Annotated in this window: 26 protein-coding genes; 13 read left to right on the top strand and 13 right to left on the bottom strand. The window is 59.6% G+C overall.

The window, feature by feature from the left end:
* Window position 1 precedes the first annotated feature (1 nt).
* The gene (locus KVY02_RS17390) at window positions 2–1,084 is read left to right on the top strand and encodes a PHB depolymerase family esterase (RefSeq protein WP_218314030.1); all 1,083 of its coding nucleotides are present in this window, start codon (window positions 2–4) and stop codon (window positions 1,082–1,084) included.
* Here the strand turns inward: KVY02_RS17390 and KVY02_RS17385 are convergent.
* Window positions 1,081–1,686 carry an SCO family protein gene (locus KVY02_RS17385; RefSeq protein ID WP_218314029.1) on the bottom strand — a complete coding sequence of 202 codons (606 nt, stop codon included), beginning with the start codon at window positions 1,684–1,686 and terminating at the stop codon, window positions 1,081–1,083. The genes KVY02_RS17390 and KVY02_RS17385 overlap by 4 nt on opposite strands.
* 4 nt (window positions 1,687–1,690) lie before the next feature.
* Window positions 1,691–2,242 carry a hypothetical protein gene (locus tag KVY02_RS17380; RefSeq protein ID WP_249273261.1) on the bottom strand — a complete coding sequence of 184 codons (552 nt, stop codon included), beginning with the start codon at window positions 2,240–2,242 and terminating at the stop codon, window positions 1,691–1,693.
* A gap of 60 nt (window positions 2,243–2,302) precedes the next feature.
* Between KVY02_RS17380 and KVY02_RS17375 the strand changes: the two genes are divergently transcribed.
* The gene (locus KVY02_RS17375) at window positions 2,303–3,220 is read left to right on the top strand and encodes an AEC family transporter (RefSeq protein ID WP_218314028.1); all 918 of its coding nucleotides are present in this window, start codon (window positions 2,303–2,305) and stop codon (window positions 3,218–3,220) included.
* Window positions 3,221–3,474: 254 nt separating this feature from the next.
* Here KVY02_RS17375 and trmB read toward each other — a convergent pair whose 3' ends face one another.
* The 3 genes from trmB to thiS are packed head-to-tail and all read right to left on the bottom strand — an operon-like array spanning window position 3,475 to window position 5,280.
* Window positions 3,475–4,224 (bottom strand): tRNA (guanosine(46)-N7)-methyltransferase TrmB, encoded by a 750-nt coding sequence (gene trmB / locus KVY02_RS17370; RefSeq protein WP_193461327.1) that lies wholly within the window; start codon window positions 4,222–4,224, stop codon window positions 3,475–3,477.
* Window positions 4,225–4,236: 12 nt separating this feature from the next.
* On the bottom strand, window positions 4,237–5,031 hold the full coding sequence (locus KVY02_RS17365; protein WP_218314027.1) for a thiazole synthase: 795 nt from the start codon (window positions 5,029–5,031) through the stop codon (window positions 4,237–4,239).
* Between the two features lie 27 nt (window positions 5,032–5,058).
* The gene (gene thiS / locus KVY02_RS17360) at window positions 5,059–5,280 is read right to left on the bottom strand and encodes a sulfur carrier protein ThiS (RefSeq protein WP_193461325.1); all 222 of its coding nucleotides are present in this window, start codon (window positions 5,278–5,280) and stop codon (window positions 5,059–5,061) included.
* A 142-nt stretch (window positions 5,281–5,422) separates the two neighbouring features.
* Between thiS and KVY02_RS17355 the strand changes: the two genes are divergently transcribed.
* Window positions 5,423–5,803, top strand: coding sequence for a DUF423 domain-containing protein (locus tag KVY02_RS17355; protein WP_193461324.1), 381 nt, complete (start codon window positions 5,423–5,425; stop codon window positions 5,801–5,803).
* Window positions 5,804–5,809: 6 nt separating this feature from the next.
* On the opposite strand, the gene KVY02_RS17350 is transcribed toward KVY02_RS17355, so the two are convergent.
* Window positions 5,810–6,565 carry a glutaredoxin gene (locus KVY02_RS17350; RefSeq protein ID WP_198517525.1) on the bottom strand — a complete coding sequence of 252 codons (756 nt, stop codon included), beginning with the start codon at window positions 6,563–6,565 and terminating at the stop codon, window positions 5,810–5,812.
* A gap of 162 nt (window positions 6,566–6,727) precedes the next feature.
* Between KVY02_RS17350 and KVY02_RS17345 the strand changes: the two genes are divergently transcribed.
* A complete protein-coding gene (locus KVY02_RS17345) occupies window positions 6,728–7,168 on the top strand; it encodes a DUF411 domain-containing protein (RefSeq protein WP_054640755.1) in 441 nt (146 codons plus the stop codon).
* Here the strand turns inward: KVY02_RS17345 and KVY02_RS18430 are convergent.
* The 3 genes from KVY02_RS18430 to KVY02_RS17330 all read right to left on the bottom strand — a co-directional run bounded on the left by KVY02_RS18430 (window position 7,155) and on the right by KVY02_RS17330 (window position 10,338).
* A complete protein-coding gene (locus KVY02_RS18430) occupies window positions 7,155–7,334 on the bottom strand; it encodes an EAL domain-containing protein (RefSeq protein WP_371317434.1) in 180 nt (59 codons plus the stop codon). The genes KVY02_RS17345 and KVY02_RS18430 overlap by 14 nt on opposite strands.
* Window positions 7,335–7,500: 166 nt before the next feature.
* Window positions 7,501–7,917 (bottom strand): PaaI family thioesterase, encoded by a 417-nt coding sequence (locus tag KVY02_RS17335; protein WP_054640757.1) that lies wholly within the window; start codon window positions 7,915–7,917, stop codon window positions 7,501–7,503.
* Window positions 7,918–8,163: 246 nt separating this feature from the next.
* Window positions 8,164–10,338, bottom strand: coding sequence for a malate synthase G (locus tag KVY02_RS17330; protein ID WP_218314026.1), 2,175 nt, complete (start codon window positions 10,336–10,338; stop codon window positions 8,164–8,166).
* 219 nt (window positions 10,339–10,557) lie between these two features.
* On the opposite strand from KVY02_RS17330, the gene KVY02_RS17325 reads away from it, so the two are divergent.
* The gene (locus tag KVY02_RS17325) at window positions 10,558–11,526 is read left to right on the top strand and encodes an alpha/beta hydrolase (protein ID WP_218314025.1); all 969 of its coding nucleotides are present in this window, start codon (window positions 10,558–10,560) and stop codon (window positions 11,524–11,526) included.
* On the opposite strand, the gene KVY02_RS17320 is transcribed toward KVY02_RS17325, so the two are convergent.
* A complete protein-coding gene (locus KVY02_RS17320; RefSeq protein ID WP_218314024.1) occupies window positions 11,523–13,031 on the bottom strand; it encodes a YifB family Mg chelatase-like AAA ATPase in 1,509 nt (502 codons plus the stop codon). The two genes, KVY02_RS17325 and KVY02_RS17320, sit on opposite strands and share 4 nt — an antisense overlap.
* Before the next feature lie 199 nt (window positions 13,032–13,230).
* Here KVY02_RS17320 and KVY02_RS17315 point away from each other — a divergent pair, with 199 nt between their 5' ends.
* From KVY02_RS17315 to KVY02_RS17295, 5 genes are all read left to right on the top strand, one after another.
* The gene (locus KVY02_RS17315; RefSeq protein WP_016915427.1) at window positions 13,231–13,566 is read left to right on the top strand and encodes a type II toxin-antitoxin system PrlF family antitoxin; all 336 of its coding nucleotides are present in this window, start codon (window positions 13,231–13,233) and stop codon (window positions 13,564–13,566) included.
* Window positions 13,563–14,006 carry a type II toxin-antitoxin system YhaV family toxin gene (locus tag KVY02_RS17310; protein WP_218314023.1) on the top strand — a complete coding sequence of 148 codons (444 nt, stop codon included), beginning with the start codon at window positions 13,563–13,565 and terminating at the stop codon, window positions 14,004–14,006. The genes KVY02_RS17315 and KVY02_RS17310 overlap by 4 nt, the downstream gene beginning before the upstream one ends.
* 327 nt (window positions 14,007–14,333) lie before the next feature.
* Window positions 14,334–15,446 carry a hypothetical protein gene (locus KVY02_RS17305; protein WP_016915425.1) on the top strand — a complete coding sequence of 371 codons (1,113 nt, stop codon included), beginning with the start codon at window positions 14,334–14,336 and terminating at the stop codon, window positions 15,444–15,446.
* A gap of 70 nt (window positions 15,447–15,516) precedes the next feature.
* Window positions 15,517–16,980, top strand: a complete 1,464-nt coding sequence (gene dcm / locus KVY02_RS17300) for a DNA (cytosine-5-)-methyltransferase (RefSeq protein WP_256357535.1) — start codon at window positions 15,517–15,519, stop codon at window positions 16,978–16,980.
* Window positions 16,981–17,064: 84 nt separating this feature from the next.
* Window positions 17,065–17,526 (top strand): very short patch repair endonuclease, encoded by a 462-nt coding sequence (locus KVY02_RS17295; RefSeq protein ID WP_218314022.1) that lies wholly within the window; start codon window positions 17,065–17,067, stop codon window positions 17,524–17,526.
* Here the strand turns inward: KVY02_RS17295 and KVY02_RS17290 are convergent.
* A complete protein-coding gene (locus KVY02_RS17290; protein ID WP_218314021.1) occupies window positions 17,482–18,399 on the bottom strand; it encodes an ABC transporter substrate-binding protein in 918 nt (305 codons plus the stop codon). The genes KVY02_RS17295 and KVY02_RS17290 overlap by 45 nt on opposite strands.
* Before the next feature lie 430 nt (window positions 18,400–18,829).
* Window positions 18,830–19,171 (bottom strand): accessory factor UbiK family protein, encoded by a 342-nt coding sequence (locus tag KVY02_RS17285; RefSeq protein ID WP_016915419.1) that lies wholly within the window; start codon window positions 19,169–19,171, stop codon window positions 18,830–18,832.
* Window positions 19,172–19,521: 350 nt separating this feature from the next.
* On the opposite strand from KVY02_RS17285, the gene KVY02_RS17280 reads away from it, so the two are divergent.
* The 3 genes from KVY02_RS17280 (at window position 19,522) to glnK (ending at window position 21,718) form a co-directional block, all read left to right on the top strand.
* On the top strand, window positions 19,522–19,860 hold the full coding sequence (locus tag KVY02_RS17280) for a P-II family nitrogen regulator (RefSeq protein ID WP_007112359.1): 339 nt from the start codon (window positions 19,522–19,524) through the stop codon (window positions 19,858–19,860).
* Window positions 19,861–19,918: 58 nt separating this feature from the next.
* Window positions 19,919–21,166, top strand: a complete 1,248-nt coding sequence (locus KVY02_RS17275; RefSeq protein WP_016915418.1) for an ammonium transporter — start codon at window positions 19,919–19,921, stop codon at window positions 21,164–21,166.
* 213 nt (window positions 21,167–21,379) lie between these two features.
* On the top strand, window positions 21,380–21,718 hold the full coding sequence (gene glnK, locus KVY02_RS17270; RefSeq protein ID WP_009098335.1) for a P-II family nitrogen regulator: 339 nt from the start codon (window positions 21,380–21,382) through the stop codon (window positions 21,716–21,718).
* Between the two features lie 189 nt (window positions 21,719–21,907).
* Here glnK and KVY02_RS17265 read toward each other — a convergent pair whose 3' ends face one another.
* Window positions 21,908–22,684, bottom strand: coding sequence for a ferredoxin--NADP reductase (locus tag KVY02_RS17265; RefSeq protein WP_016915417.1), 777 nt, complete (start codon window positions 22,682–22,684; stop codon window positions 21,908–21,910).
* Window positions 22,685–22,790: the final 106 nt, after the last annotated feature.

Raw genomic sequence — 22,790 nt, 5'->3', positions numbered from 1 at the left:
CATGCCTGCCGCCACTGCTTATCGCCTGCTCGGCGTATTGATGCTCATGGGTGGCAGTGCTGCCCATGTGCAGGCGGACACGCCCCCAGCTGACCTGCCTGCGTTGGGTGCGATGCCCGAAGCTGCTTCAGTGGTGGGCGTTTCGTCGGGGGGCTACATGGCCACGCAGCTGGCCGTTGCCTGGCCGGAGCGTTTCAGCGGCGTTGGGGTGCTGGGCGCAGGCCCTTGGGGCTGTGCCCAAGGGGCGCTGAGCCTGGCGCTCAACCAGTGCATGATGACCCGCCGAGGCTTGCCCGCGCTGGATACGCTGGAACAGCGCCATGAGCGTTATGCGGCGCTGGAGCAAGTAGGCAGTCGTGACGCGTTGCGCCAGCTCAGAACCTACGTGTGGCATGGCGATGCCGATGCAACGGTTTCACCCGCGTTGGGTGATCTGTTAGCCAAACAGTGGCAAGGTTGGCTGGCAGAGCCCGACGAGCAGCTGCGCTATGTGCAGCGTGAGAACACCGGACACGGCTGGCCGGTGGCGATGCCCAAGGATGCCCCCATCGACCCCCAATCCCTGGGCGACTGCCATCTGGGCGGCGGTAGTCACGTACTGGCCTGTGGCGACAATGTGGCCGCCGATATGCTGGACTGGCTCTACCCCGAACGGCCCGTGCAGGAGAGTGAAGGCGAGTTACGGCGCTTCGATCAGTCCGAGTTTGCCGTCAAGGGCTTGGCCGATTCGGGCTATGTCTTCGTGCCCGAGGCGTGTGACGCGGGAGGCTGCCCCGTCACCGTGGCGTTGCATGGTTGCCAGATGAATGACCAAGCGATTGGCGACACCTTTGCTCGCTATAGCGGCCTGAACCGCTGGGCCGAGGAGCACGGGCAGATCATCCTCTACCCCCAGACCGAAAGCAGCATGGCCAACCCGCAAGCCTGTTGGGACTGGTGGGGGTTTGCCGAAAGTACATGGCAAATCAACCCTTTGCATGACACCCGAGAAGGCACGCAGGCTAAAGCCCTGATGGCCATGGTCGAGCGACTCCAAGAGGCGCCCGATGCTCCCGCAGAGGAAAGCACGCAGGAGGCGGACTAGCCACCCAGCTCGCTCTCCAGGGCAGATTTCAACCCATGGGGGGTGGGCGAGTAGAGCACCCGCTGCAGAATGGTTCCCTCACGGTTCACCAGAAACAGTGATGCACTATGGTCGATGGTATAGGCCATGGCGGAATCCGGCGCTTCGACACGGCGCCAGATGACGCCATAGCGCTCGGCAACATCGCTCAACTGCTCCTGACTGCCCACCAGCCCCACGAATTCCTCGCCGAAAAACTGCATGTATTCATTCATGCGCTCCAGCGTATCGCGTTCCGGGTCCACGGTGATCATCACCGGTACTACACGCTCACGCTGCTGTTCGTCCAGCTGTGACAGCACTTGGCGCTTCACGGCCTGGTTCATGGGGCAGACGTCCGGGCAGTAGGTGTAACCGAAAGAGACCACGGCGATTTCGTCGTCATCCAGTTGGGTCAGCGTAAAGTCGCCGTGGGTGGAGGGCATGGCAATGGGGCCGCCTTGCGGCTCGCCGTCGTTCGAAGGGGTGGCCAATTGATACATCCCGACGGCGCTGACCGTCAGCAGTACACCCAGCACTGCCAACCCCCACACCAGCGGTTTACGTTTATTTGCTGCCGCCATGCCTTCAGCTCCTTGTGACATCGAAATCGAACCAGCTACCCAACTTGCCCTCGGGCGTATCGAGAATGACCCGAGCCCGCCAAGGCATGACGTCCTGGGTGCAAATGCCTACCTGCCCCTGACCGTGGAAATGGCCGGGCGCCGTTTCGTTCAGCGTGAAACGGTGCAAACCCATGTCCATGTCTCGGCCCACGAAGTCGACGGTCACCTGGTTGGCGCTAACGCCGTCCACTTCGACGTCCAGAGGCAGCACTTCCAGCGCCTGGATACGCCCATGGGCATCGATGGAGAGGGATAGGTGCCCCTTGTCTCCCAGCGTTGCCGAACATTGGCTAGTATGCAAGTTGCACTCACCGCTGGGCGAGAACCAGACCACATCGCTGTCGCCCTTCAGCCAGTTGGCAAAGACATACCAGGTGCAGGCCGCCAGCGCGAGGCCCGTGACCAATATCAACACTTTTAGCGCTGGAAAACCCGTCGGCTCGACGGGTTCAGGCAATTTCTTCATGGCAGAATAGTCGCTACGCAAGCCGTGAGGCGGGGAAGTTGGATTCATGGTAACAGCTATCCAGCGGATGTCGCTGTGCTGGGATGTCGCACTTGATAAGGAAAACAAATGGAGAGTATTACGGGCGCGCTTGGTCCCTTGTTTCTACTGATTCTGCTGGGCGTTCTACTAGGCAACCGCCGCTGGCCCAGCAGTGAGTTCTGGGTACAGATGGAGCGCGTGATTTATTTCGTGCTGTTCCCCGCCATGCTGGTGGGCACGCTGGCCACGGCGGACGTCAGTCAGGTGCCTGTGGGGCGGCTGGCGCTGGTGCTGCTGGGGGCGATGGCGCTGTTTGGCATGGCGCTCTGGCATTTTCGGGGCTGGTTGGCACTGGAGCCGGCGGCGTTCACGTCTGTCTTCCAGGGGGCCGTCCGTTTCAATACCTACGTGGGTGTCGCGGGTGCCGCCGCACTGCATGGCAGCCTGGGAGCCACGACGGCCGCCGTGGCCGTGGCACTGATGGTGCCTATCGTCAACGTGATGTGTGTCGCCAGCTTTGTGGCAGCGGGCACCCTGGGCAGTGCCAGCGTGGGCAAAAGCGCCCTGGCGCTGATCAAGAATCCGCTGATTCTGGGCTGCCTGGTGGGGATTGCCTTGAATCTGAGCGGTATCGGCCTGCCCGGCTGGAGCGAAGACACCGTCTCGCTGCTGGGAGGCGCTGCCTTGCCGCTGGGACTGGTGGCTGTCGGGGTGGCGCTGCGCCCGCGTGCGTTGCTGCGCTTCGACCGCGGTGTGCTGGCCACCAATACCATCAAGCTGGTGCTGATGCCTGTATTGGTGCTGGTGTTGGCCTGGGCGTTGAGGCTGGACCCCGTCAGCCGAGACGTGGCGCTACTCTTTGCGGCGCTGCCCACGGCCACATCGGCCTATATCCTGGCGCGACAGCTGGGCGGCGATGCCGAGCTCATGGCGGCGATCATCACTGGACAGACGCTATTGGCGATGCTGACGTTGCCGATATGGCTGCAGTGGGTAGGGGGATAAAAATAAATAAAAAGTATTCGCATTTGTGTTGACGTAGTAAATGAGAACTATTACATTGTAGGTGTGGCGTTTGATGAGACGCCACAGGCCAAGACAGAAACCGCCAGTTTCCTGTCATGGTTTCTCCCTCTCATTGCTAGTCACGGTCTTTTGCCGCTCCCTTGGAGCGGCTTTCTTTTTTTGGTGGGTAGGTCTTTTGGGCAAGTTCGTCGCGACAGATGCAGGGCCGCGGGTGGCCCGCTGCCAATCGAACGTCAGGCTTCCCGACGGTAGATCAAGTCCCATACGCCGTGGCCGAGCTTTTCGCCGCGCGCTTCGAACTTGGTGAGCGGGCGGAAGGCCGGGCGGGGCACGTAAGGTGCGGTCTCGGGCGTGGCGGTGTTGGCGTAGCCAGGGGCGTCCTCCATCACGTCGGCCATCCATTCGGCATAGGCTTCCCAGTCGGTGGCCATATGGAAGGTGCCGCCGGGCATGAGGCGCGTGCGAATGAGCTCCACGAAGGCCGGCTGGACGATGCGCCGCTTGTGGTGCTTTTTCTTCGGCCATGGGTCGGGGAAGAACAGTTGCAGGGTCGTCAGCGAGGCTTCCGGCAAGCACTGCTCGAGGACGGCCAGCGCATCTTCACGGTACACCCGCAGGTTGGTCAAACCGCGCTTGTCGACCTCGTCCAGCAGCTTGCCCACGCCAGGGGCGTGTACTTCGATGCCGATGAAGTCGGTATCCGGGTGGGTTTCTGCCTGTTCGATCAGCGAATTACCCATGCCAAAGCCAATTTCAACCACGCGGGGGGCTTGACGGCCAAACAGGGCATCCAGATCCTGGCGGCCATCGGCAATAGTCAAGCCCAGGCGTGGCCATACTTCTTCCAGGCCGCGCTGCTGGGCTTGGGTCATGCGCCCGGCACGGATCACGTAGCTTTTGATGCCGCGACGGTGCAGCGGCGCATCTGCGCTCTCCGGGCCAGTGGTGTTGCCGTTCGGCACAGTGTCGTTGGTGTCGGTCATGATGTCTCTGTATCAGCCGTTGATTCGGCCTGCAAATGGCGAAGAGGGGTCGGCGCTCTGGCGGCGCGGCATGCGCCCTGCCAAAAAGGCGTCGCGGCCAGCTTCCACGGCCAGCTTCATGGCGTTGGCCATGCGCAGCGGGTCGCGTGCGTGGGCAATCGCGGTATTCAGCAGTACCCCGTCGCACCCTAGCTCCATGGCCATGGCGGCATCCGAGGCCGTCCCGATACCGGCATCCACCAGTACGGGAACTTTGCTCTGCTCGACGATCAGGCGCACGTTGTGCGGGTTCTGAATGCCGTGGCCCGAACCAATCAGCGAGCCCAGCGGCATGATGGCGCAGCAGCCCATGGCTTCCAGCTCACGTGCCACGATGGGGTCATCACTGGTGTACACCATGACGTCGAAGCCATCGGCCAGCAGAGTTTCTGCGGCTTTTAGCGTCTCGACCACGTTAGGGTAGAGGGTGTGATCATCGCCCAGCACTTCCAGCTTCACGAGGTTGTGGCCATCCAGCAGCTCACGGGCCAGGCGGCAGGTGCGAATCGCATCCTTGGCGTTGTAGCAGCCCGCGGTATTGGGCAGCAGGGTGTAGTGCTTGGGCGAGATGACGTCGAGCAGGTTCGGCGCATCGGCATCCTGGCCAAGGTTGGTACGGCGCACGGCAAAGGTGACGATTTCGGCACCGCTCTGGGCAATCGCAGCACCGGTTTCGGTAAAGTCTTTGTACTTGCCGGTACCCACTAACAGGCGGGAGCTAAAATCACGTCCGGCAATGGTGAACGGTGTGTCGGTCAGTTGCGTCATAGCGATTCCTTGAAAAAGCACCGGCAGCTAGCCGCCGCCAATGGCGTGGACCACTTCGATCTGGTCGCCTGCGGCCAGCGGGGTCGCGGCCAGTTGGCTCTTGGGCACAATCTGTTCGTTGATTTCGACAGCGATCCGCCGCCCGCTCAAGCCCAGTTGGGCGACCAGGTCAGCGGCGCTCAGGCCTGGGGCAATGGCGTAGGCTTCGCCATTGAGCGTAAGCTGTATCGACTCATTGGGGGTAGACATAAACAGTAAGCACCCTGGTGGATGAGGCAAAACGGCCTCTATTGTAGCGGTTTCGACCCGTGCAAGGTATGCAGCGGGGTGAATATCTCAATGATTAACGGGGTGGCGATGCGCCGCCAACATAGGTGAAAAGGAGTAGGGCGTGCAGCGAATCGACAAGCTGTGGTGGTGTGTGGTGGCGCTTTTAGGGGCAACCATGGTGATGCTGGGGGCTTACGCCGCCCACGGGTTGGCGGCACGCACCAGCGCTGCCATGGTGGATATCGTAGAAACCGGCGTGCGCTACCAAGCGTGGCACACGCTGGCCATGCTGGCGGTGCTTGCTTGGCGCAGCCAACGTCCGCTCCCCGGTCAGCAGGTCGTACTCGCCTTATGGGCGTTAGGTGTACTGGCCTTTGCCGGTTCGCTCTACCTGATGGCGCTGGCCGGGTTGAGCGTAGGTATCGTGACGCCGATCGGCGGACTGCTGCTGATGGCCGGTTGGCTGGCCCTGGGCGTCACGGCGCTGCTAAGCCGCTCTTAATCGACGCTAGCCCAGTAGCATACGCAGCGGCATCCACAGGCCCATGCCGATCATCACCAGGTTTTCGGTGAGCGACACAAAGCCGAGCGGTACGTTGCTGTTGCCACCCACGCAGGCGCACTTGAGTTCGCGCTTATCGATGTAAACCGCTTTAAACACCGACACTGCGCCCACGGTGCCGACGAATAGCGCCAGCGGCGCGGCTACCCAAATCAGTGTACCAGCCAGCATCAACAGCCCGGCGGCGGTTTCGGCGTAGGGGTAAACGTAGCTATAGGGCACGTAGCGCTGGGCGAGCAGGTCGTAGTTGAGAAACATGGTGCTGAAGCTTTCGATATCCTGCAGCTTCTGCAGGCCCAGCAGCACCATCGCGGTCGCTACGGCAAACTCTGGCATGCGCGCCGTGAGCAGCGTGCCCTGGGTCGTCCAGCTCATCGCCAGGCCTATCAATAGCGCGATGGCAAAAATGGCCAGCACCGGGCGGTAGGTAGTCTCTTTGGCATTGGGAACGCTCATCCCTAGATGCTCACGCAGCTCTTCGTAGCCGCCGATACGTTGGTTATCTATGTACACCTGTGGCGTGGTATCGACGTTCTCCTGCTCCTTGAACGCGTCGATCTCCTCACGAGAGGTGAGGGTGTGGTCATCCACCGCGTAGCCTTTGCGCCTGAGCAGGTCGACGGTCTTCAAGCCGAACGGGCACATGTGCTCGGCGGTTTTCATCCGATACACCTGTGCGGTGTGGTGGGTCGTTGCTGCCATCATCAGCCTCCTTGTCGTCTTACGATCAACGTCCACCTTTTAGCGTAGAACCCGGTGCCACCCATAGGTCAAATGAGAGGGAAAGACCGTTGTCTGGTCCTTGACCTGTGGGTAGCCCCAAGGTGGTAAGCTTTGCAAAAAACGGTGTCATAGGAGAGCGATATGAAACGACATGCCACTGCGCTGCTGGTATCCGGTGCTTTGATGTTCGGCGCTGCGACCGCCCACGCCGCGCTGCCGGATGAGGCGACGCTGTATAAGAACCCTCAATGTGGCTGCTGCGATGAGTATGCGCGTCATCTTGAAGAACTTGGCGTAGACGTCACCATCATCGATGACGTCGAGCTGGGTGATATTAAGCAGCAGGCGGGCGTGCCTTACGGCATGGGCTCGTGCCACACCATCGAGATAGGCAACTACTGGATCGAAGGGCACGTGCCGATGGAAGCGGTTGAGGCACTGTTTGAACAGCAACCGGATGTCGATGGCATCGGCTTAGCCGGTATGCCAATTGGCACACCGGGCATGCCAGGGCCCCAAAGCGAGCCTTACAACGTTTACCTATTCAGCGATCAAGACGCCCAGCCGTTTATGACGCTGTAGGCGAAGAAGCGCCGTTGCGTCGCGCAAACTCTGCTGCGGGTGCTGGCTTGCTAAAGAAGTAGCCCTGATAGACATGGCACCCCAAGCGAGCCAGTACTGTACTTTGATCGGCGGTTTCCACACCCTCGGCAATCACATCAAGCCCTAGGCTCTCTGCTAGGGCGATAATGGTGGCGGCTGCCAGGTGGCTGTGGCGGGGTTTGTGCAGCGTTTCCTTAACGCCACCGGTATTCGCGTACGGGACTACCCGATGACGCTGGATCGGCTGATCGACCAGCTCCCCAAAGTGAGTTGAGCGCGTTAAAGCGTGAACGACCGCGCTGTTCGGCTGCCTAGAGTTTATCCGGCAGCGCATAGCTGGCGGTGACATGCACCACGGGGCGCGTGTCATCGCTGGCGGAGAAAATCTGTACTTCGCCCACCGCCAGGCGGCGGCCCAGCTTAATCAGCTTGGCGTGGGCGATAATATCGTGATCGCCGGAGGCTGCGCGTAGAAAGTGGCAGTTTAAATCGCTGGTCACGGCCATCGCTTCGGGGCCTATTTGGGCGAGTATCGCCACGTACAGCGCCACATCCGCAAAGCCCATCATGGTAGGGCCTGACACGCGGGGGCCAGGGCGCAGGTGCTCATGGCCAATGTGTAGGCGCATGGTGGCGCACATCTCTCCAACGCTCACTATCTTGCCCATCCGCTGGGGAAAGACTTCATCTAAAAAGTGCTCAATCTGCTCGGCGGTCATCACGGTCATTGTTGTTATTCACTCTGACAGGCTGGGGATCTGCTGCCAGTAGGTCGCCAAGAGGGCGCTGTGAACCCATCCCTGGGCGCTACTTATGCCATCCTTGGCATAAGACCCTCTCGGCAACCTACTGCCAGCGCATTAAATTGTCGCGTAGCTTGCTGTGTGTTTCTTTTACGTCAACGTAAGGCTAGCATAAATAAAAAAGCCCCAAGGCGCGAGCCTTAGGGCTGGGTGGCTATTAAGCGATTGGGCTTACTTAGCCTTATGTACCTGACGCCATGCGTGCAGGAGCGGCTCGGTGTAGCCAGACGGCTGTACGCGGCCCTTGAAGATCAGGTCGGAGGCTGCCTTGAACGCTGTGGAGCCTGCGAAATCCGCACTCATGGCGGTGTACGTCGGGTCGCCCGCGTTCTGCTCATCGACCACTTTTGCCATGCGCTTGAGGGTCTCCTCCACACGCGGCGCATCGACGATGCCATGGTGCAGCCAGTTGGCAATGTGCTGGCTGGAGATACGCAGTGTGGCGCGGTCTTCCATCAGGCCGACGTTGTGAATGTCCGGCACCTTCGAGCAGCCGACACCGTGCTCTACCCAGCGCACCACGTAACCCAGAATGCCCTGGCAGTTGTTATCCAGCTCCTGCTGAATCTCGTCATCCGACCAGTTGGCGTTTTCTGCTACCGGCACGGTGAGCAGGTCGTCGAGCAGATCCGGTTCGCCCTGGGCTTCCAGGTCGCGCTGAATATCGGCGACATTGACCTGATGGTAGTGCAGGGCGTGCAGGGCAGCCGCCGTGGGTGACGGTACCCACGCCGTGTTGGCACCGGCTTTCGGATGGCCGATCTTCTGCTCCAGCATGCTGTGCATCAGGTCGGGCATGGCCCACATGCCTTTACCGATCTGGGCGCGGCCACGCAGGCCACAGGCCAAACCGACCTGCACGTTGTTCTTCTCGTAGGCGGTGATCCAGGCGGCGCTCTTCATGTCGCCCTTGCGAACCATCGGGCCGGCTTCCATGGCGGTGTGCATTTCATCGCCGGTGCGGTCCAGGAAGCCGGTGTTGATGAATACCACGCGCGAGGTGGCTTCGGCGATACATGCCTTGAGGTTGACCGTGGTGCGGCGCTCCTCGTCCATGATGCCCATTTTCAGGGTGTCACGGCTCATGCCCAGAATGTCTTCCACGCGGCCAAACAGCTCGTTGGCAAACGCGACTTCTTTGGGTCCGTGCATCTTCGGCTTGACGATGTACACCGAACCCGCGCGGGAGTTGCGCGGCTGGTCGGCGTCTTTCTTCAGATCGTGCAGCGCCAGCAGCGAGGTCACGACCGCATCCAGGATGCCTTCCGGCAGTTCGTTGCCGTTTTCGTCCAGCACCGCAGGCGTGGTCATCAGGTGGCCCACGTTGCGCACGAACATCAGCGAACGGCCCGGCAGCGTGACGCTGTTGCCGTCGGTGGTTTGCCAGGTGCGGTCGGCGTGCAGCTTGCGGGTGAAGGTTTTGCCGCCTTTCTCGATGCTCTCTTCCAGGTCGCCCTTCATCAGGCCGAGCCAGTTGCTGTACACGCCGACCTTGTCTTCGGAGTCTACCGCTGCCACGGAATCTTCGCAGTCCATGATGGCGGTCAGCGCGGCTTCGACGACCACGTCCTTGACGTGTGCCGGGTCGGTCTTGCCGATGGGGTGGCTGGCATCGATCTGGATTTCCAGGTGCAGGCCGTTGTTGGCCAACAGAATCGACTCGGGGGCCGAAGCGTCGCCGTTGAAGCCGATCAGCTTGCTGGCATCTTGCAGGCCGGTTTCACGACCGCCCTCCAGGCTGACCACCAGGTGACCATCACGAATGACGTACTTCACCGCATCCCGGTGGGATCCCGTGGCCAGCGGGGCGGCACGGTCCAGCACGCCACGGGCGTAAGCGATGACTTTTTCGCCGCGCTTCGGGTTGAAGCTGGTGCCTTTTTCCGCGCCGTCTTCTTCTGAGATGGCATCGGTGCCGTACAGCGCATCGTACAGGCTGCCCCAGCGCGCATTGGCCGCGTTCAGGGCGTAGCGAGCGTTGCTCACCGGTACGACCAGCTGTGGGCCCGCTTGAATGGCCACTTCACGGTCGACGTTAGCGGTGGTGGCCTTCACGCTGTTCGGTGGCTCTACCAGGTAGCCCACTTCTTTCAGGAAGCGACGGTAGGCGGGCATGTCGCTGACCGGGCCGGGGTTTTCCCGATGCCAGGCGTCCAGCTTCTCTTGCAGGGTGTCGCGCTCTTCGAGCAGCTGGCGGTTTTTGGGGGTCAACTCGTGGAACAGGGCATCGACACCGGCCCAGAAGGCGCTTTCGTCGACGCCGGTGCCCGGCAGAGCCTGCTCGTTGATGAAACGGTCCAGGTCGGCTGCCACCTGTAAACGGTGGCGCGTGATACGCTCGCTCATGGGGATCTCCTGTGAAGGTGCCCGTGGATTGTTCTAGTGCCACGGCTCGGGTGAAAGGTGGTTTATGGAAAATACTTCCACACCTGCGGTGGCATGTAAACAGGGTAGACCCGAAAGCGGTAAAATGCTCGACCAAATGATGAGAGTGGCCCCGCTGCCGCTGCGATCAAGCGCTGTTTCGGCAGCCCATGGATGTGTCATGTTCACGGAGAGACGTTGATGCATAATTTCCAGCATTTGGAAGGCCTGTTTCGCCAGGCATCCGGCGATTCGCCGTTCTCTCTCTTGAGGCCGGGCGAGGCACTCATGGGCGCCATGCACGACTACTTCTGCCATTACGGTTTGGCGGCCTTACTGAGCGACACCCATGAGGTGCACGCTGGTTTCATCGATACCGGCCGGTTTACGCTCTGGTGCCAGGTATGGAGCCCGCCTGCACCGGTAGGCACGGCGTTTGTGATTCACGGCTATTTCGACCACCTGGGGCTGTATCGCCATTTGCTGGGCCGCTTGCTGGCCAAGGGCTGGCGCGTGGTGCTGTGGGACTTGCCGGGCCATGGGCTCTCCAGCGGCCCCCGCGCCGAGATCGAAGACTTCGACGACTACCAGCACTGCCTGACTTACCTGCAAGAAGCGCTGCAGGTGTATGACATGGCACCTACGCCGTGGCTAGGCATCGGGCAGAGTACCGGCGCAGCCATTCTGGCCACGGATGCGTTGACGCGCCAGGACGAGGCAGGCTGGGCAGGCATCGTGCTGTTGGCACCTTTGGTGCGGCCCTGGCGCTGGAGCCAATCCAGCTGGCTTCACTTGATTGCCAGCCCGTTCGTCAAGGAGCTGCCGCGCAAGTATCGGCCCAACTCTACCGATGAGCAGTTCACCGAATTCCTGCGCGACCAGGACCCGCTGCAGCCTGAACGGTTGAGCGTGGCGTGGATTACCGCCATGCGCCGCTGGATGCCCCGGCTATTGGCGCTGGAGCCCAGCCCGCTACCCACCTTGATTCTTCAAGGCGAGCAGGACCTTACCGTCGATTGGGAGTGGAATCTGGCCATCCTGGCGGAAAAATTCCCCAACGCGGAGATTCACCGCCACCCGGAGGCGCGCCACCACTTGGTGAACGAAGCAGATCCTATCCGTGAAGTGCTGTTTGAAGCGCTCGATCGCTTTATCGAGAACGTGCATTAAGCTCCCTTCAATAGCCGATCCAGCTGCCGGTAGCCGATGGCTTCGATAAAGTGCGGCTGAGAGGGCTTGGGTTCGCCCTGCAGGTCGGCCAGCGTCAGCGCCACGCGCAGTACCCGGTGGTAGGCACGGGCGGAGAGCTTGAGCTTTTCCAGCACGCCAGCGAGCCAGGCGCGCTCTTCATCGTTGAGGGCGCAGGCGGCTTCCAGCGCTTTACCGCTGAGCTGGCTGTTGAGCGCACCTCTTGCCATCTGCCGCTCCCGGGCGGCCATCACCCGTTCGCGCACCGCGCTGGAGGGCTCGCCCTGGGTTTGTGCGGTGAGCTGCTCCGGTGGCAGCGCGGGTACTTCCACCTGCAGGTCGATGCGGTCCAGCAGCGGGCCAGAAAGCCGCGCCTGGTAGCGCTGAATCTGGCTGGCGCTGCACTGGCAGCGGCTTCGCGGGTCGCCCAGGTGCCCGCAGGGGCAGGGATTCATAGCGGCAACGAGCTGAAATTGAGCAGGGTATCGGCGCTCATGGCTGGCGCGGGAGAGGTGAATTTCGCCGGTCTCCAGTGGCTGACGCAACACTTCCAGCACGTGGCGCGAGAACTCCGGCAGCTCATCCAGAAACAGCACGCCGTGGTGTGCCAGCGAGATTTCCCCCGGCCTGGGCTTCGAACCGCCGCCAACCAGCGCGGCGGCGCTGGCGCTGTGGTGGGGCTGGCGGAAAGGCCGCTGGCCCCAGTCGGCTTCCAGCGCCAAGCCGCATACCGAGCGCACCGCCGCCACCTCCAGGGCGTCGTCCTCGGAAAGCGGCGGCAGAATACCGGGCAAGCGGCTGGCCAGCATGGTCTTGCCGGTGCCGGGGGGGCCTGCAAACAGCAGGTTGTGGCCCCCAGCGGCGGCCACTTCCAGCGCCCGGCGGGCCTGGTGCTGGCCGCGCACATCGGCCAGGTCGGCCATGGGCGTGGTCGATTTGGCCGATGCCGAGAGCTGGTGGGGTGGGATCTTTTCCTGGCCTAGCAGGTGGGCGACGACTTGCCAGAGAGAGTCGGCGGGCAGCACCGGTAGATCGCCCGCCAGGGCAGCTTCATCGGCGCAGGCGCGGGGCACGATCAACGCCTTGTTGGTACGGCGAGTGGCCAGGGCAAAGGGCAGCACGCCGGGTACCGCCCGCAGCTTGCCATCCAGGGCCAGCTCGCCTGCGCACTCCATGCCTTCCAGCGCATCCACCGGGATTTGGCCCGACGCCGCGAGAATGCCCAGCGCAATCGGCAAATCGAAACGGCCACCCTCTTTGGGCAGGTCCGCCGGGGCGAGGTTGAGGGTAATGCGCTTGGTGTTGGGGAAATCGAAGCCCGCGTTGATCAAGGCGCTGCGCACCCGCTCGCGGCTCTCCTTTACGGCGGTTTCCGGCAGGCCCACCAGTGTCAGGCCCGGCAAGCCATTCGCCAGATGTACTTCGACATGTACCGCCGGTGCTTCCAACCCCACGCCCGCCCGCGTGGCCACAATGGCTAGCGTCATCGCCTTTCCTCTGCAGTTGTCACTTACTCCAATGTAGGATAAAGCTACATTAGCTTAAGTATTTAACCTAACGTAATTAAGAAGGCTTTGGTAGCGATTAAGCAACCGGTTCAAGTAGCGGAGACAGCTTGACGAAGTAATGCGCTTGCATTACCTTTGTATGCATTACCTTTGCATTGCTATCAAGCGGAGAGCGACAGTGAGCACGCTTATCGAAGACGACTCAACTCTGACGGATCGCTATCAAACGACTGTTCCTGCATCGGTTCGCCGGGCACTAAAGCTGAAGCGCCGAGACCGTATTCATTATACCGTTCGTCCTGATGGTGAAGTGGTGCTTTCCAAGGCGAGTGATGAGGCCAAGCACGACCCTGTGATGGTCAACTTCCTCAATTTTTTAGAGCGCGATCTTCTGGCGCATCCAGAAAATATTCGCCCGGTGACTGCCAGTAGCTTTGCCGAGGCCGAACGGCTTACCGCAGGTATTGAGGTAGACCTCGAAGAGGCGCTGGAAGAGGATGATGACGACGAATGAAGCCTCTGGAGGTTAATGGATGGACGATTTATGCCCATCCGTTGTTCTTGGAACAAGTCGAAGCACTCACCTTGAAGGTGAGACATCTTCAATCGAAAGATCCTGCCGGTTATCGCAACAAGGCGGCCACCAAGCGCCTAGCAGCGATCATGAAGCTAGCCTTGAATGATATTCCGCAGGATCCATCAGGCACTCAATACCGCCAAGGGAGCACGCTTGGCACAGAGCACACTCATTGGCAACGAGCAAAGTTCTACCAGCAGTACCGGCTGTTCTTTCGCTACGATGCTGCGAGCAAAATCATTATTTATGCATGGGTCAATGATGACGCTACAAAACGTGCTTATGGCAGTAAGCATGATGCTTACTCTGTCTTTCAGAAAATGCTCAGCAGTGGCAACCCACCGGATAGTTGGACAGCCTTACAGAAAGCCTCGTGAGCGAAGTTGAACGAATCCATTTACTTTTAGCGGCAGATAACAACGATAACTAAATCATACTAGATCTTTTTGGGCAGATCCGCTGGGGCTTCCAACCCCACGCCCGCCCGCGTGGCCACAATCGCTAATTTCATGGCGCTCCCTCGCAACGTCTCTCAATCGGCTCATTCAGTTTAATGAGCCTGCTCGTTGGCTAAGCCTACTTTATTCGGGGTGCCGAGGACTACCATGACGGGGCAACGGCAAGATCAACGCAGCCCAACGTTGCTAATTTTTCCTTGCCTGGCCAGGATCAAACTCTGATAGGCAGTGCAGAGGTGATACAACATGAGCTTGCTGACTCCTTTTGGTCCGTTGCGGGATATCCCGCTGGACAATCTTGAACAATTAAAGGAAATACTGATTCGGTCCGACAAGAGCCGGATGTTGGAAGGGTTGGTCATTGAAGCGGTCTTCAATGACTATCTGGACAGGTTGATGACCCAGCAGGTGCACGTGTTGCCCGTGTCTCTGGTCAGAACACTGACCATCAAGCGACGGCCCCGCACCCGCTACGTCAACGCGTGGTGGCTATGGGATCACTCGGGGGCTGGCGAGGCCGCCACTGACCTGAGTCGCCACCTGCTCCCTGCGTCGGGCAAGGATGAGTTTCTATTCGATTGCTATTACGACGAGAGCGCCAGAGACTTCTTCATCAAGGAGTGGCAGGGCAGGACGCATATTCCGATTCAATCGTTCATGTTGAAAAGTCGTGGATATGACTCCCCCCGTTTCAGGATGCCAACCAGCGCGGTCATTGACGAACACCGCTCGCAACAAGCTTTTTGGTCAGGCATTTTTAGTCATTACAGCCGCGATATTTTTAAACATGTCGTCCTGCATCGACTGTTTAAAAATTGCGCGATACAGCCTTTTTTCGATGGCGTTTGGGATATCGATAGTGTGGCGCGACTGCCCAATGGGACGCTCATGCAGTTGGAGGTAAAACACAAGTTTCCCTACGTCGAGCGAGGTCGTGGCGGCCTCTTCTTTGGGATTAATAATGGCCAGTTACAGGTCATGCAGGACTTGGCGCGTAAAGGGATCAAGACGCTGCACATGATCATGGTCAAACCGATCTGGGACAAACAGCGCGGAACGGGCTACCTGCTTAACCGCATCGGTGAGCGTAAGCGCGTGTTGCTGTTGGCGAAACTGCTGGACACGCCCACCTTGCGCCAGATACGTGAGCGTCCGTCATGGCAGACGGGGGCTGAGCAGTCGTTTACCGGCACGGACCGCCAGAAGGCTCGCTATGTGAATGCCGCCGAGTTCCAGCTGCTGGGAACCCTGGATGATGCGGTCGATGACGTCGCCAAAAACATTCGCCTTGCGGCGATGGGGGAGCTTGACCAGCCAGTGACGGAACAGATGTTGTACGACAGCCGAATTCATCCGTAAACGCTTCGCGGATCTCGTTTTTTGGGATACAATCGTGCGCCATTGTCACAGATTTGACCCAGAGGTTTGCATGTCTCACCTTATCGATGTCCAAACAGGTGCAAGTTCTGGCGTGGTTGCCAGCCTGCCGGGCGCCTCTCCGTCGCCTTACGAGGCGCTCAGCGAGCGAGCACTGCTGGATAAGCTTCTGGAGATTTATGATCAGGGCGCCATCGCCGAGGCGCTCGCCATGGCTGACAAGGGGAGCTGGTGTCGCGAGACCATCAACCGCTGGGCCAAGGGTAAGGCGGAGCCGAAAGTAACGCGTGCGGCTTATCAGCAAATGGTGTCCATGTTGCCTGCTCCCCGGCCCAGTGACCTTCAGCCGTCCTTTCGGTTTATCGACCTGTTCGCCGGGATCGGTGGCATACGCAAGGGGTTCGAGGCGATTGGAGGCGAGTGCGTCTTTACCTCGGAGTGGAATAAATATGCCGTTCGTACCTACAAGGCCAATCACTTTTGTGACCCGCGCAAGCACCGGTTCAATGAGGACATTCGTGAAGTCACGCTGAGCGGCGACCTGAGCATCGACGAAGAGACGGCGTACAGGCACATCGATCGGCAGATTCCCAATCACGACGTACTGCTGGCGGGCTTTCCATGTCAGCCGTTTTCGTTGGCCGGTGTGTCGAAGAAAAACTCCCTTGGTCGAAAGCACGGTTTCGAGTGTGATGCGCAGGGAACGCTGTTCTTCGATGTGGCGCGTATTCTGGCCGCCAAGAAGCCCGCCGCTTTCCTGCTGGAGAACGTCAAGAACCTCAAGAGCCATGACAAAGGCAAAACGTTCAGGATCATCTGTGAGACCCTGGATGAGCTAGGCTATGACGTGGCGGATGTGAACTCGCCCAAAGGGCAGGATCCCAAGGTCATCGACGCGCGGCACTTTCTGCCGCAGCATCGCGAACGCATCGTTCTGGTGGGGTTCCGTCGAGATCTGGGTGTTCATGAAGGGTTTACCCTGAGGGATATCCATAAGATGTACCCAAAGGAGCGCCCAGCCTTTGGTGACCTGCTGGACCCGGAGGTCGACGACAAGTACATCCTGACGCCGAAGTTATGGGAGTACTTGTACAAGTACGCCCAGAAACATCGTGCAAAAGGCAACGGTTTCGGTTTTGGCTTGACGCGGCCCAACGATGTCGCCCGCACGCTCTCTGCCCGTTATCACAAGGACGGTTCGGAGATTCTGGTGGATCGAGGCTTCGATGACGCCATGGACTTCTATAGTGACCATAATCAGAAGCATCGGCCCAGACGACTGACCCCCCAGGAGTGCGCCAGGTTGATGGGCTTTGACCAGCCGGGAGAAAGCCGTTTCGTCATCCCGGTGTCCGATACACAGGCATACCGTCAGTTTGGCAATTCGGTAGTGGTGCCTGTGTTCGAAGCCGTGGCAAGGTTGATGGAGCCGCGGATACTGGCTGCCGCCGCCAAGTCGGTAGCCCTGCAAGCGGATGACGACCCGCAACAGTACGAGATGCCCCTTGCGCTGTGATTGCCTTGCCTAAACGATCGGTACCGGGGGAGCGGGCCATCGTCTTTTGCAGCGGTTCTATCCTCCTGATAAAGGGCGAGTACCTTGGCTGATATTGTCGATCGCTTTACTCGATCACGCATGATGGCTTCCATTCAGGGTAAGAACACGGCTCCAGAGCGGTTTGTCCAGGCCGCTCTGGAGCAGCGTCATATCGGCTTTGACGTTCATTCGACTGAGCTTCCCGGCAAGCCCGACATCACCATCCCGCTTTATCAGGTCGCCATCTTCGTCAACGGGTGCTTCTGGCATCGGCATGAAGGATGTTTCTATGCCACCACCCCATCGAGCCGCAAGCAGTTTTGGCAAACCAAACTCGCAGAGAATGTGCGTAGAGATGCGCGTAAACGGGCTGAGCTGGAGGCCATAGGGTGGCGGGTCGTGGTGGTTTGGGAGTGTGGGGTGAAACACGCGCCTGAGCAGTTTGATGAGGTCATTGATACGATTGAGGGCGAAATTTTTTTACCGGAGTGGCCGGAAAAGCCGCCTAGGGTAAGCCGCCAATGACCCTGGCACGCCACGCAGTTCGTACAGTGCATTGGTCAGCTCGCGGGCAAAGCGCTGGGCGGAGGGCAGTGCGCCAAAGCTCCAAACGGGCGGCAGGCGCAGCAGCCTGTCATGTTGGACACTGGGCAGATGCTGCCACAGGCCGCTCTTTTCCAGCTGCGCTTTCACTCCGGTAGGCAGTGGGTCAACGACGACCAGGGTGGCATCGGGGTAGCGGGCCAGCGCTTCGATACCCACCAGTGCAAAGCCCCAGGCATTGGTGGGCTCATGCCAGGCGTTGGGCAGCGCCAGCTGTTCCAATACTGCGTTATAGAGGCTGTTCTCGCCAAAGACCCGCACATGGCGGGCATCCATGAACTGCACCATCAGCAGGGCCGGGGCGTCACTGCCCGAGTAGCGCAGCTCGGCCATCAGCCGTTGGGTACTTTCGATCAGCGCGTCGGCCTCGGCTTCGCGCTCGGTCAGTTCGCCCAGTTGGCGAGTGAGGGTTTGCATCTCCTGCCAGGTGTCGGCACCTGGGGAGTAAAGGGCGAACGTGCCCACCGGTGCGATGCGCTCCAACCGAGGAACCAGTCCGGTAAACATGGGCGAGAGCAGGGTTTGCTCGGGTGGTGATTGGGCCAGCAGCTCGAGGTTGGGCTGAGTGCGCAGGCCAATGTCGCTAACGTGTTCTGGAATGTGTGGTTCGCCCACCCAATCGTGATATGCCGGCTGTTGGGCGATACCGCTGACCGGCGCGTCAATCGCCAATAGCGTTTCGGCGATGGTCCAGTCGATGGTGGCCCACTGGGCGTGGCTGGCGGCGCTAAACAGCAAGGCTGCCGCAAGCCAGCAGCTACGGGCTATGGTTGGGAGTCGGGAGAAGCAGCGCATGGAGTGGGCACCTGACAATAAGCGCCTCATTTAAACGATTCTGTTTATCAATTGCAACTGGAAACGCCCGAGCAGGGCGCGCGGCCCATGCCCGGGCCTAGCGACTCAAGTGGGTTTTGATCTGGTGGTCGGCTGTCAAGGTTTCAGAGACTCGTTACCGCCGGGGTAATCGCTGATGTCCAGCCAAAGCCATATACCTGCGTGTGGCGTGATATCAGATGGTGCACCGCAGGAGGGCTGGCGCATGAGGCAATGAGCTAATGGGCTAAATGACCTGAAAAATGCGCTGTGATGGTGCTAAAAAGCGCCGATAGATTTAACGCCGAGTCTGCACGATAGCATGCTCGCTCATGCTGTCAATGATATTGATTATTGTTCATTTTTTGGGGAGGGAGATGCTGGGGCCTGTGGAAAGGCACCCAGCGTTGTTTCAGCCTGGCTTGCCTGGGGTGGGTTTGTCTTGCTCGGCAGGCTCTGCGGGGGCTGGTGGTACTTCGGCTTCCATGGGCGTGGCCTGTGCGGCGCTGGCTGCTTCCACCGTGGCTTCCAGGCTGGCTACCTGACGCTCCAGCGCCTCGACGCGCGCGCGCGTGCGCTGCAGTACATCCATCAAGATATCAAAGTCTTCCCGTGATACCAGCTCCAGGCGGTCGAAGGCTCCCCGCACCACTTGCTGCACGCCTTTCTGAATGTCTTCCGGGGCCTGGGAAGCGTTCTGTAAACGGTCGCCTATCTGCTGGGCTAAACGGCTGATGCGATCCTGGGGCGTCATGGCTCTCTCCTTAAACGGTGGCGCATAAATGTGGATAGCTTACCTGTAAGGATACGCAACCCTTTGGCAATCCGCATGCCCCGCGTGCGTTTTCTCCTGCAATGCGCTCGTGCATCAAAAAGAAGCATTGAGCTTTTGGTGATGTGCTTTTTTAGTGCAGTGGCGGGTAGGAGGAGGTGGATAGTCGCCCTGCTGATGCTCTTGAAACGTATTTTTTAATGTTTAAGGGCATGAATTTAAATAAGAAAAAAACCAGTGGCACGGTATGAGCATTAGTAGGGCAAGCACTAAATTCGGGCGGCCACGCCGCTCTCCACCGAGTGGGACTGAACCAGCAGGGGAGATCCGGGATGAAACTCATCACCGCTATCATCAAGCCTTTCAAGCTTGACGACGTTCGTGAAGCACTCGCCGACAACGGCGTGCAGGGGATTACGGTTACTGAGGTCAAGGGATTTGGTCGCCAGAAAGGCCACACCGAGCTGTATCGCGGTGCCGAGTATGTAGTGGACTTTCTGCCCAAGGTGAAAGTGGAAGTGGCCGTGGACGATGCGCGTCTGGAGAGCGTGCTGGATGCCATCTGCAGCGCTGCCAACAGCGGCAAGATCGGTGACGGCAAGGTATTCGTGACGCCGCTGGAAGATGTCATTCGTATTCGTACCGGAGAGCGCGGCGCCGACGCGGTATAGGCCAGCCTACACAACGACGACCCATCAATAACTTCTCTTGGATCACGGGGAACACCTGATGAACGAGCTTACAGAATTGAGCTACGCGCTCGATACGTTTTACTTCCTGATTTGCGGCGTACTGGTCATGTGGATGGCCGCCGGCTTCTCGATGCTCGAGGCCGGTATGGTGCGTTCCAAGAACACCGCTGAAATTCTGACCAAGAACATTGCGCTGTTTGCCATTGCCTGCACCATGTACCTGCTGGTGGGCTACTACATCATGTACTCCAGCGGCGAAGGCGGTTTCCTGCCCAGCCTTGGGTTCCTGATCGGTGCCGAGAACAGCGTCGATGCGGTGCTGGCCGGTGGTGAGGATGCCCCTTACTACTCCATGCGTTCGGACTTCTTCTTCCAAGTCGTATTCGTCGCAACGGCGATGTCGATCGTCTCTGGTGCCGTGGCCGAGCGTATGAAGCTGTGGGCCTTCCTGGCGTTTGCCGTGGTCATGACCGCCTTCATCTACCCGGTGTCTGGCTACTGGACCTGGGGCGGTGGCTGGCTGGATGGCGTTGGCTACTCTGACTATGCGGGCTCGGGTATCGTCCACATGGCCGGTGCCGCTGCAGCGTTGGCAGGTGTGCTGGTACTGGGCCCCCGTAAGGGCAAGTACGGCAAGGATGGTTCTATCCACGCGATTCCGGGCGCCAACATGCCGCTGGCCACGCTGGGTACCTTCATCCTGTGGATGGGCTGGTTCGGCTTCAACGGTGGTTCCGAGCTGAAAATGTCGGATGCCGTGTCGGCCAACAACGTTGCTCAAGTGTTCGTGAACACCAATGCAGCGGCCGCGGGTGGCGTGATTGCAGCTCTGGTGCTGGCCAAATTGTGGTTCCGCAAGGCGGACCTGACCATGGCACTGAACGGTGCGCTGGCAGGCCTGGTCGCCATTACCGCCGACCCGCTGTCGCCTTCCGCGCTGGGTGCCGCCGTGATTGGTGCTATCGGTGGTCTGATCGTGGTCGCTGCCATCGTCACGCTGGACAAGCTGAAGCTGGATGACCCTGTGGGTGCTATCTCGGTTCACGGTGTTGTGGGTATCTGGGGTGTGCTGGCCGTGCCGCTGAACAATGGCGATGCGTCCTTCGGCGCGCAGCTGATCGGTATCGTGGGCATCTTCGGCTGGGTATTCCTGGCGAGCCTGGTGGTGTGGCTGGTGCTGAAAGCGGTCATGGGTATCCGTGTCAGCGAAGAAGAAGAGTACGAAGGCGTCGATATCGCAGAGTGTGGCCTGGAAGCCTACCCTGAGTTTGGCGTCAAGAAATAAGCACTGTGCCATAGCAAGCGGCACTGCTACTCAAGGCCTCCCCGATGGGAGGCCTTTTGCCGTATGTAGCGGCGCATATACGTGCCAGGCACAAGGGCTTTTTATTCTCGGGGCTGGCGGGTGTATGCTAAGTGCAACGGGCGTGAGGAGGGTCAACGTCGCGCCGCCTTGTATCCGGTCAAGACAACCGTTGCATAACCAGAGGATGTGGTCATGAAATTAATCTCAGCCATTATCAAGCCGTTCAAGCTTGATGACGTACGCGAGTCGCTTTCCGATATCGGCGTGCAGGGTATTACGGTGACGGAAGTGAAAGGCTTTGGTCGCCAGAAAGGCCACACAGAGCTGTATCGTGGGGCGGAATACGTGGTGGATTTCCTGCCCAAGGTGAAGCTGGAAGTGGCCGTGGACGATGATATGGCCGAACAGGTCATCGATGCGATCACCCAAGTGGCCAATACGGGCAAGATCGGCGATGGCAAGATCTTCGTGATGCCGTTGGAGCAGGTGATTCGTATCCGTACCGGCGAAACCGGCAAAGACGCTGTCTAACGGTGAAGGGTAAGTCGTGAAGGGCAAGGCGTGAAGAGCCAGTCGCGCCGAGTAGACAAAGCCCCTGTGGATAAAATCCACAGGGGCTTTTTGCAGGGCTTTGCGCATAAGATGAGGGGTGTCAAAGGCTACGATCTATTCTTCACCCTTCACCCTTCACCCTTCACCCTTCACCCTTCACCGCTAGACTTACTTCTCCACGAAAGCACGTTCGATGACGTAGTCGCCTGGTTCGCCCATGCGCGGGGAGATGTTCAGGCCCAGCTCATCCAGCAGCGCGCTGGTGTCGTCCAGCATGGCAGGACTACCGCAGATCATGGCGCGGTCCTGACGCGGGTCGATGGGCGGCAGGCCGGTGTCGGCAAACAGCTTGCCGCTGCGAATGTGGTCGGTCAGGCGGCCCATGGTGTGGAACTCTTCACGGGTGACCGTGGGGTAGTACACCAGCTTTTCGGCGACTTCTTCACCCAGGTACTCGTGGGCGGGCAATTCCTTGGTGATGAAGTCGGCATAGGCCAGCTCGGAGACTTCACGCACGCCGTGAATGAGTACGACCTTCTCGAAACGCTCGTAGACTTCCGGGTCCTGGATCAGGCTCATGAACGGCGCCAGGCCCGTGCCGGTGGAGAGCATATACAGGTTGCGCCCGGGCAGCAGGTCGTCGCATACCAGCGTGCCGGTCGGCTTGCGGCTGACCATGATCTGGTCGCCCACCTTCAGGTGCTGCAAGCGTGAGGTCAGCGGGCCATCGGGCACTTTGATACTGAAAAACTCGAGATGATCTTCGTAGTTCGGGCTGGCGATGGAGTAGGCGCGCATCAGAGGTTTGCCCGCCACTTCCAGGCCGATCATCACGAATTGGCCGTTCTTGAAGCGCAGGCTGCGCTCACGTGTCGTGCGGAAGCTGAACAGCGTGTCGTTCCAGTGGTGAACGCTTAGCACTTCTTCCAGGGCAAACTTGCTCATGTCGACTCCTTTGGGGCTGCGCGGTCTAAGCCTTGCGCGCATATTCTAAAAAAGAATAAAAAATAGATTCATAGGATGCGCTCATTCTAGATAAAGGGTGGTATAT

This window comes from Halomonas sp. 18071143 (assembly GCF_019211725.1).
Classification (GTDB): domain Bacteria; phylum Pseudomonadota; class Gammaproteobacteria; order Pseudomonadales; family Halomonadaceae; genus Vreelandella; species Vreelandella stevensii.
This window is presented reverse-complemented; position numbering and strand designations above follow the sequence as displayed.

What these genes read in the sequence shown, in the direction of transcription:
- KVY02_RS17390 (WP_218314030.1), top strand. Translation starts at nt 2, where the DNA reads ATGCCTGCCGCCACTGCTTATCGCCTGCTCGGCGTATTGATGCTCATG.
- KVY02_RS17385 (WP_218314029.1), bottom strand. Translation starts at nt 1,686, where the DNA reads ATGGCGGCAGCAAATAAACGTAAACCGCTGGTGTGGGGGTTGGCAGTG.
- KVY02_RS17380 (WP_249273261.1), bottom strand. Translation starts at nt 2,242, where the DNA reads ATGAATCCAACTTCCCCGCCTCACGGCTTGCGTAGCGACTATTCTGCC.
- KVY02_RS17375 (WP_218314028.1), top strand. Translation starts at nt 2,303, where the DNA reads ATGGAGAGTATTACGGGCGCGCTTGGTCCCTTGTTTCTACTGATTCTG.
- trmB (WP_193461327.1), bottom strand. Translation starts at nt 4,224, where the DNA reads ATGACCGACACCAACGACACTGTGCCGAACGGCAACACCACTGGCCCG.
- KVY02_RS17365 (WP_218314027.1), bottom strand. Translation starts at nt 5,031, where the DNA reads ATGACGCAACTGACCGACACACCGTTCACCATTGCCGGACGTGATTTT.
- thiS (WP_193461325.1), bottom strand. Translation starts at nt 5,280, where the DNA reads ATGTCTACCCCCAATGAGTCGATACAGCTTACGCTCAATGGCGAAGCC.
- KVY02_RS17350 (WP_198517525.1), bottom strand. Translation starts at nt 6,565, where the DNA reads ATGGCAGCAACGACCCACCACACCGCACAGGTGTATCGGATGAAAACC.
- KVY02_RS17345 (WP_054640755.1), top strand. Translation starts at nt 6,728, where the DNA reads ATGAAACGACATGCCACTGCGCTGCTGGTATCCGGTGCTTTGATGTTC.
- KVY02_RS17335 (WP_054640757.1), bottom strand. Translation starts at nt 7,917, where the DNA reads ATGACCGTGATGACCGCCGAGCAGATTGAGCACTTTTTAGATGAAGTC.
- KVY02_RS17330 (WP_218314026.1), bottom strand. Translation starts at nt 10,338, where the DNA reads ATGAGCGAGCGTATCACGCGCCACCGTTTACAGGTGGCAGCCGACCTG.
- KVY02_RS17325 (WP_218314025.1), top strand. Translation starts at nt 10,558, where the DNA reads ATGCATAATTTCCAGCATTTGGAAGGCCTGTTTCGCCAGGCATCCGGC.
- KVY02_RS17320 (WP_218314024.1), bottom strand. Translation starts at nt 13,031, where the DNA reads ATGACGCTAGCCATTGTGGCCACGCGGGCGGGCGTGGGGTTGGAAGCA.
- KVY02_RS17310 (WP_218314023.1), top strand. Translation starts at nt 13,563, where the DNA reads ATGAAGCCTCTGGAGGTTAATGGATGGACGATTTATGCCCATCCGTTG.
- KVY02_RS17305 (WP_016915425.1), top strand. Translation starts at nt 14,334, where the DNA reads ATGAGCTTGCTGACTCCTTTTGGTCCGTTGCGGGATATCCCGCTGGAC.
- dcm (WP_256357535.1), top strand. Translation starts at nt 15,517, where the DNA reads ATGTCTCACCTTATCGATGTCCAAACAGGTGCAAGTTCTGGCGTGGTT.
- KVY02_RS17290 (WP_218314021.1), bottom strand. Translation starts at nt 18,399, where the DNA reads ATGCGCTGCTTCTCCCGACTCCCAACCATAGCCCGTAGCTGCTGGCTT.
- KVY02_RS17285 (WP_016915419.1), bottom strand. Translation starts at nt 19,171, where the DNA reads ATGACGCCCCAGGATCGCATCAGCCGTTTAGCCCAGCAGATAGGCGAC.
- KVY02_RS17280 (WP_007112359.1), top strand. Translation starts at nt 19,522, where the DNA reads ATGAAACTCATCACCGCTATCATCAAGCCTTTCAAGCTTGACGACGTT.
- KVY02_RS17275 (WP_016915418.1), top strand. Translation starts at nt 19,919, where the DNA reads ATGAACGAGCTTACAGAATTGAGCTACGCGCTCGATACGTTTTACTTC.
- glnK (WP_009098335.1), top strand. Translation starts at nt 21,380, where the DNA reads ATGAAATTAATCTCAGCCATTATCAAGCCGTTCAAGCTTGATGACGTA.
- KVY02_RS17265 (WP_016915417.1), bottom strand. Translation starts at nt 22,684, where the DNA reads ATGAGCAAGTTTGCCCTGGAAGAAGTGCTAAGCGTTCACCACTGGAAC.